Consider the following 6,264-nt stretch of genomic DNA (forward strand, 5'->3'; position numbering starts at 1 on the left):
GGTTCTTGATTGCGGTCTAACTCCCATTGCAGATAAGTCAACGCAGTGCTAGCATCAGCAATGTTTAAATCCGGTTGATATCCCTCGTCTAGTAGTTGTTTGTAGTCTGGGTGCGTAGCAATTTCAGATACCAGATTTTGGGCTTGCTCAAGTAATTGGCAGAGATGCGGATTAGACATTTCAATTCCGAGCCGTGAACATAAATCTTCTGCCTTTACACCAAAAGTTCCTGGCTCAATCTCCGTTTCCAACTCTTCAAGCAGAGATTGAAAGTTTGGGTGTTCATCGTTAATTTCAATCTCAATCAAATCTGCGCTTTTTGTAACGACAGTTGCCCAATCAGGTAAAGTTTGTGCAATAGTCTTTGCGTAAAGTTTCATGATTGTGTCCTTTGGGATTAATAACCTAAAAATCCTCGGCAATCTCCAACAAAAAGCCGCGTCCCGTATTCTGTATTTGCACCAGTTCTTTATCCAGCAGTGTTTGAATAACTGAATCAGAGAATTGGAACTGAAGCCGATGTAGAGGAACACAACCGCCACAAAGCCGAATCGAACGCAGCAAATGATTGGCTCTACGGTCAAAGTTATCTGTAGAATTAGCCATTGTTTGCACCCTTAGTTAATACGGTTAACTGTCGGTTGAGAATGCTTATCTGCTGTTGATAAAAGTCAATTTCAGCAGTGATTTGGTGGAATAATTCTTCTGGCGTGAGAGGTTGGATTTGATCCTCTTTCAAGTACGATATCTCGTCAGAATTCTTGTTAGGCATCAATACATAACGCCATCCTTCATCAAACTGTTCAGCCAGTTCTGTACCAGAGGGATAGTAGTAAAGTCCTAGAATCGTGCCTTGTTCTGTACGTTGTTCCAAAGCAAAGCGAGGGTAGCCCCAGTGTTGAGGGATTGAGATCGTAGGTTGCATTGATTTAATGGGGATTGGTAAATAAATAATTAGGGGAAGGGGGAAAGGGCAATATCAATTCGCAATTTCCAATTCGCAAGTCGCAATTAAACTGCGAATTGCGAATTGCGAATTGCGAATTGGAATTACGCCGCCACTAGCTCCAAGTACGGCTCATATTCGCGTAAACGTTCCCAGTCCTGGGAGGTCAGTTCGTCAACAGGGCGGTCTAACAACTGCTCACAGCTAGCCACTTGTGCAGAGAGCAATTGCTGTAATTCGTCAGTAGTCAGTTGCTCTAAGGGTTGGTCTTGCAAGTATTCGTGAACTGGTTCAGCCAGCGATGTATCCACCATCGACAGCGATCGCACTGCATCATACACGGAGTTAGAATACTGCTGCTGGACTGAATAACGCCTTTTTACCCACCAGTTCCCGTTAGTGCATCCGACTTGCCCCAGTTTCACGCCGTTGTTGTTGTAAATGCCATCACCGAGAATTTCAAAGCCGTAATTCTGGCACTCGTTGAAGATATGCGCCATGATTACGTTCTCGGTAGTGCAAGGTGTTTCTGTTGCTGCTGGGGTGGCCTCGTTTAACGTACTGTCCTGGTGATGCCATTGAATGAAACGGTGGCATCTAGCCCAGGTATTAGCGCGGAATTTCTCTTTACCGTCCACCATGACTACCCAAGGTTGAGTTAGATCATCGTCAGAGGTGATGCTGGCTATCAGTTCTTTGCCGCAGTAAATCTCGTGATCGTAGAAAGATATTTCTAGGGTTGTCAGTTCTTCGGGTGCAATCGCTTGAGCTTGGTCAGCGATGTAGTTGTCGAGTTCGGCTTGGGCGAGGGCTTGTTCGTCGAGGGCAGTGGAGGTGACTTTCTGAATCTTGCTTGACTGATAGTTAACAATGGCAGAAATCCAAGAATCCTTACAGCGCTTGTCGCTTACTTCGACTGTGCAGGCGATTTCGTTGTAGATTTGCTTGAGTCTGGCAATAGATTTCAGTTGCAGCTGTTGTTGGCTGTAGATGATATAAGTCATAATTAAAATTCCCTGTACGAATGTATGGGTTTTTCAAAAGGCGATCGCTTCCAAAGTTTCCGAGGCTAAGGGCGGTTGCCTTTTGTGATAGTTATATTATGCTATTCTGCTAACTGATTGTCAATATACTGATTAGCAGTTATTCTGTTAATTGATAGCCTGTATGTTGATTGGCTGTTATTCTGTAATCAGATAAGCGTTAATGGAGGTTAATCATTAAAAACGTGTTAGCAGTTTGGATGGAAGCATATATTGATATTTCGCAATGGTGGCCCAAAACAGAAGATGGTAGCCTCTTGTCTGTCTACGCAGTTCATAGGCAGTTTGAGGGTAGCCCGAATGAAGTCACTAGACATACCTTGACTGTCGCCCGTGATGGCAGGCTAAAAAAAGCGGATATCGATAATTTGGTAAAACTAGCAAGGATTTGCTCTGTGCTGTCTGGAGAGTTAGTAACTGTCAATGACATTGTGAAAATTCAAGAGGACTCGTGAAGATGATAATGCTCCACCGAGTTCAATCCCAGAGCATTATTACTATAACTCACCACATACTTAATCTATTTGCCATTGATTTTGAGCAAATACTATTGAATTAAAGGGGTGGAATGATGGCTAAACCATCTTCTAGGCGTAAAAAAGCCACCTCTGCCGCAGAGATAAATTCAAAATCACTCAGTAACTCTGCAAATGAAGATATCTCTGTTGAGGAAAATCCATCTACAGCAACAATTACGGTTAGTGCTGTTGAAGTAGAGGAATTGACCGACGAGGAACAAAGCGATCGCCTGCACTTAGAGCGCCGTGTAGAAAGAGCAGTTTTTGAAGCTGGCAAAGCGCTGATGGAATTGCGCGATCGTCGGCTGTACCGTTCCACCCACAGCACTTTTGAGGAGTATTGCAAAGACAGGTTTGGATTTCAGCGTCGTCATCCTTACAGATTAATCGAAGCTTCGGCTGTGTTTGATAACTTGATGAAGATGTGTCCCAATGGGACACAAACTGAAAATGAATCGAGCGACGCGGAAAATTATCCAATTGGGACACAAACTGAAAATGAGGAAATGTGTCCCATTGGGACACAAATTTTGCCTACGAGTGAACGCCAGGTTAGACCGATAACAAAACTGGAACCTCAACAGCAATGGGAAGTATGGCAGACGGCAGTGGAAGAAGCCGGAGGTAAAGTACCATCTGCTAGAGTTGTAGGCGATGTAGTACAACGGATCATGGAACGTACTAAAGCGCCAAATCCTTATCGTGTTGGGGAAGTCTGCCAAATTATTGCCAAGGATAATCCTGATTTACGAGGAAAAGGGGGATGCTGGGGGATAGTCAACCATGTGGGTGAATTCAGTTGCACAGTCACAATGTGGGATGGGCAGTACACCGTCAGAATCGACCATCTCAAGCCACTGAATTATCTGGAGTCGGAATGTCGGCAGATGCAGTTAATCAGCGATCGCATCAGTAGATTACGGGAAAACGAGAACTTGGAAGAGGCAGCCCGTGCTGTGCTGAAGCATCTGGGGGAGTTAAAGCGGCCGTATTTGACTGCGGTGGAGGAGAAGCTGTTGAGTTTGATTGAGCAGGAATATGGGATTATAGATTAACCGATGATGAATGTTTCAAGTGATTTAACTAAACAAATGTTATGTAGTGCAATTACTTATGAGAACACTTTCACATCATTTTTTGACAATGGCTTACAACAACGCTTGGGCTAATTATCGTTTGTTAAAAGCTTGTAGTTGTTTGAGCCAAGCAGAGTTTGTTGCAACAAGAACAAGTTTCTTTCCTTCAATTAAAGCGACACTGAATCATGTATTGACTGTAGATTGGTATTATATTGATGCTTTGGAGCGCAGCATTAATAACAGACAGCCAAATAGCGAAGCCGAGAAATTTTTTGAGCCAGAACAGCCTTTTGAGATATGTACAAAGTTACAACAAGCACAACATGAAGCTGACAAGCGTTTAATTGGAGTCACTAAATATCTAACAGATGCAATAATTGATAATCCAGTTGCCATCCCTCGACGCAGTGGGATTCATACCGAACAAACTTCACGACTTCTTGCCCACCTTTTTCAGCATCAGATTCATCATCGTGGGCAGGTACATGCGATGCTAGCCGGAACGCAAGTAAAACCACCACAACTTGATGAGTTCTTTTGTGCCAATGAAGCAGCTTTGCGAGAAGAGGACTTAAGAGAGCTTGGTTTTTCCGAACAAGAAATTTGGGAAAGCAGATGACCCTATGCCAAATCCTAGCCAAGGATAATTCTGAACTCAAGGGGAAAGGCGGCTGTTGGGACATCGTTAATCAGGTGAATGATTTTAGTTGCACTGTCAAAAGCTGGGATGGCGAGTACTCCGTTGGTTTGCAACACCTGAAGTCCTTCAACTATCTGCCCCAGGAGTGTGAGCAGATGCAGGTGATTTGCGGTAAGCGAAGCCATGCCGTTAGGCTTATCGCATCAATCGGGTATATTCGAGTGGGCTGGAGGAGTCGGTGCAGAAGTTTCTGGAGATGCTGGGGAAGCTGAATCGGGCTTATTTGACGACTTTAGAAGAGAAATTATTGAGTTTGCTGGAAGCTGAAATTGCAAATTAACGTTTGTTAAATAATGTTTGACTGTCCTCCTCGTTACTTCCGGTTGAAATAGGCTATTTGTGTAATGCTAAGGGGATTTCCCAAGATGCCAAAAAAGAGCCAGAGCAATTCTTTGGGTAAGGTTAAACAAGAAACCTCTGTTGGTTCGCATATCTTTGAAGCACTTACAGAAGAGGAGATTTCCCGGCTACTCGATGAATTATTTGCGGTTTTATCTGACGAACAGCGAGTAACTGTGTTTGCTCAACTGCAAGGGAATACCCAGGAGACTTTAACTCAAATTATCGCTCCAACTAAAACAGTAGAACAGGTAAAAACAAGCAAAGCACAACCAACTTCTTTGGCAAAATTAGCTCAAACTTGGTCCCAATTATGGGGAGAATGGAATCAGATTATTTGGCAAGCATCCCAGTCAGAAGGGAAATATATAGTCCAAGAAGCAAGCTGGGAAGAACCTTATTTTGATGACTGTACTTTTGTTGAAGATTTAGAAGCAGTTGCACAAAAGATGAAGCCATTGGTAAAAACGGCTTTTGAGAATGGCTTTAGCCATAACGATGGTTTTGCAGCCAGTTTGTTGTCAGCAGAAAGTGAAATCTCTAATGGTATACCCGACTGGATGGAAATTGCTAATGGTATTCATTTGGAAGGAGCGACAACAAGCAGCTTATTGGAATGGGAATGGTTATTGGTGCAGTCACAAGGACAAGATGGGTTCAAATTAGCTCAAAAAATTAGGGAATGGGATGAGGAATTTTACCATACCAGTTTGGATGATGATGCTGTAATCGATTTCTTTTCCAAATTACCTGATGTTCAAAAAAAATTAATTTTTGACGGAATGACGGCCAATCGAGAAGTTCAAAAGTGGAAGCATGACCTAGAAAATACCCACTCTCCTTGGCATATAGTTTACATGGAATTGATACAGCAATTCTCAACCCCAGAGATATATTTGAACAATCTCCGGGCGACTATTTCCCAGGAATGGCAAAATGGTTTACCTGTAATTGAGGATTTGTTGGCTAAACAGGAATATAGAGAAAGTCTTACAGTGATTCAAGAGACTTTGGATGCGTTATTAAAAAACAAACCTGACTTGAATCCCTGGACACCAGAAAACTCGCTGCTATTTGTTGCTGTGGGTGGATTTTCTTACGCTCCTGGGAATTGGGAAAAGGAAAAAACTTTACTTCGCTATTATCAGCAAGCTGTTCGAGAATTGGGAGAAATCGAACGGGTGAATGCGTTGTCAATTCAGTATATTACTTTTGAATTTTGTTATGACTGGTCTAGTATGTTCAAAGCTTTTGCTGAGATACCAGTTAATAAAGAGACTCAGCAAGCCTTGTTTACATCTTGGCGTGAATCGATAATAAAACGTGGTACACCATACAGATATTCATATTTTTATACAAATCAAAAACCCCTAGATACTTGGTGGTTGCATTGGTTACTCGATAGTATTACAAGTAAGGAAAAAGGACATACTTGGTTTAGGCAACAAATTATCGAGTGGTTGGAGAATTTACCTGGAGATGAAGGACAACTGGGTGGGGAATATAGTGTAATACATTTGTTAACAAATGATTTGACCGAGATAAAATATCAGGGAAAATCCCCCTATCCTAAGTTTTATGAGGTTGTGATTCTACCAAACCAACTATCAACACGAGATGGCGTTGTTGCATGAATAGA

10 protein-coding genes are annotated in these 6,264 nt (G+C 42.5%); 5 read left to right on the forward strand and 5 right to left on the reverse strand.

Annotated elements, in window-relative coordinates; translation table 11 throughout:
* The 4 genes from A4S05_RS41640 to A4S05_RS15145 all read right to left on the reverse strand — a co-directional run.
* Positions 1 to 380 (reverse strand): hypothetical protein (locus tag A4S05_RS41640; protein WP_069070652.1); only part of this gene is annotated, 380 nt, incomplete at its 3' end.
* 25 nt (positions 381 to 405) lie between these two features.
* A complete protein-coding gene (locus A4S05_RS15135; RefSeq protein WP_069070653.1) occupies positions 406 to 606 on the reverse strand; it encodes a hypothetical protein in 201 nt (66 codons plus the stop codon).
* The gene (locus tag A4S05_RS15140) at positions 599 to 925 is read right to left on the reverse strand and encodes a hypothetical protein (RefSeq protein ID WP_069070654.1); all 327 of its coding nucleotides are present in this window, start codon (positions 923 to 925) and stop codon (positions 599 to 601) included. Before A4S05_RS15140 ends, A4S05_RS15135 begins: the two co-directional genes overlap by 8 nt.
* 125 nt (positions 926 to 1,050) lie before the next feature.
* The gene (locus A4S05_RS15145; protein WP_256090987.1) at positions 1,051 to 1,950 is read right to left on the reverse strand and encodes a hypothetical protein; all 900 of its coding nucleotides are present in this window, start codon (positions 1,948 to 1,950) and stop codon (positions 1,051 to 1,053) included.
* Between the two features lie 224 nt (positions 1,951 to 2,174).
* On the opposite strand from A4S05_RS15145, the gene A4S05_RS15150 reads away from it, so the two are divergent.
* The 3 genes from A4S05_RS15150 to A4S05_RS15160 all read left to right on the forward strand — a co-directional run bounded on the left by A4S05_RS15150 (position 2,175) and on the right by A4S05_RS15160 (position 4,205).
* The gene (locus A4S05_RS15150; RefSeq protein ID WP_069070655.1) at positions 2,175 to 2,444 is read left to right on the forward strand and encodes a hypothetical protein; all 270 of its coding nucleotides are present in this window, start codon (positions 2,175 to 2,177) and stop codon (positions 2,442 to 2,444) included.
* 116 nt (positions 2,445 to 2,560) lie between these two features.
* Complete coding sequence (locus A4S05_RS15155) at positions 2,561 to 3,562, forward strand: hypothetical protein (protein WP_069070656.1); 1,002 nt, start codon at positions 2,561 to 2,563, stop codon at positions 3,560 to 3,562.
* A 58-nt stretch (positions 3,563 to 3,620) separates the two neighbouring features.
* Positions 3,621 to 4,205 (forward strand): DinB family protein, encoded by a 585-nt coding sequence (locus A4S05_RS15160; RefSeq protein ID WP_069070657.1) that lies wholly within the window; start codon positions 3,621 to 3,623, stop codon positions 4,203 to 4,205.
* Positions 4,206 to 4,219: 14 nt separating this feature from the next.
* On the opposite strand, the gene A4S05_RS41645 is transcribed toward A4S05_RS15160, so the two are convergent.
* Complete coding sequence (locus tag A4S05_RS41645) at positions 4,220 to 4,411, reverse strand: hypothetical protein (RefSeq protein ID WP_069070658.1); 192 nt, start codon at positions 4,409 to 4,411, stop codon at positions 4,220 to 4,222.
* Between A4S05_RS41645 and A4S05_RS41650 the strand changes: the two genes are divergently transcribed.
* Complete coding sequence (locus A4S05_RS41650; RefSeq protein ID WP_176727018.1) at positions 4,410 to 4,553, forward strand: hypothetical protein; 144 nt, start codon at positions 4,410 to 4,412, stop codon at positions 4,551 to 4,553. The genes A4S05_RS41645 and A4S05_RS41650 overlap by 2 nt on opposite strands.
* Positions 4,554 to 4,651: 98 nt before the next feature.
* Positions 4,652 to 6,259 carry a hypothetical protein gene (locus A4S05_RS15170; protein ID WP_069070659.1) on the forward strand — a complete coding sequence of 536 codons (1,608 nt, stop codon included), beginning with the start codon at positions 4,652 to 4,654 and terminating at the stop codon, positions 6,257 to 6,259.
* The last annotated feature ends 5 nt before the right edge of the window (positions 6,260 to 6,264 follow it).

The organism is Nostoc sp. KVJ20 (assembly GCF_001712795.1).
In the GTDB taxonomy this organism is placed as follows: Bacteria; Cyanobacteriota; Cyanobacteriia; order Cyanobacteriales; family Nostocaceae; genus Nostoc.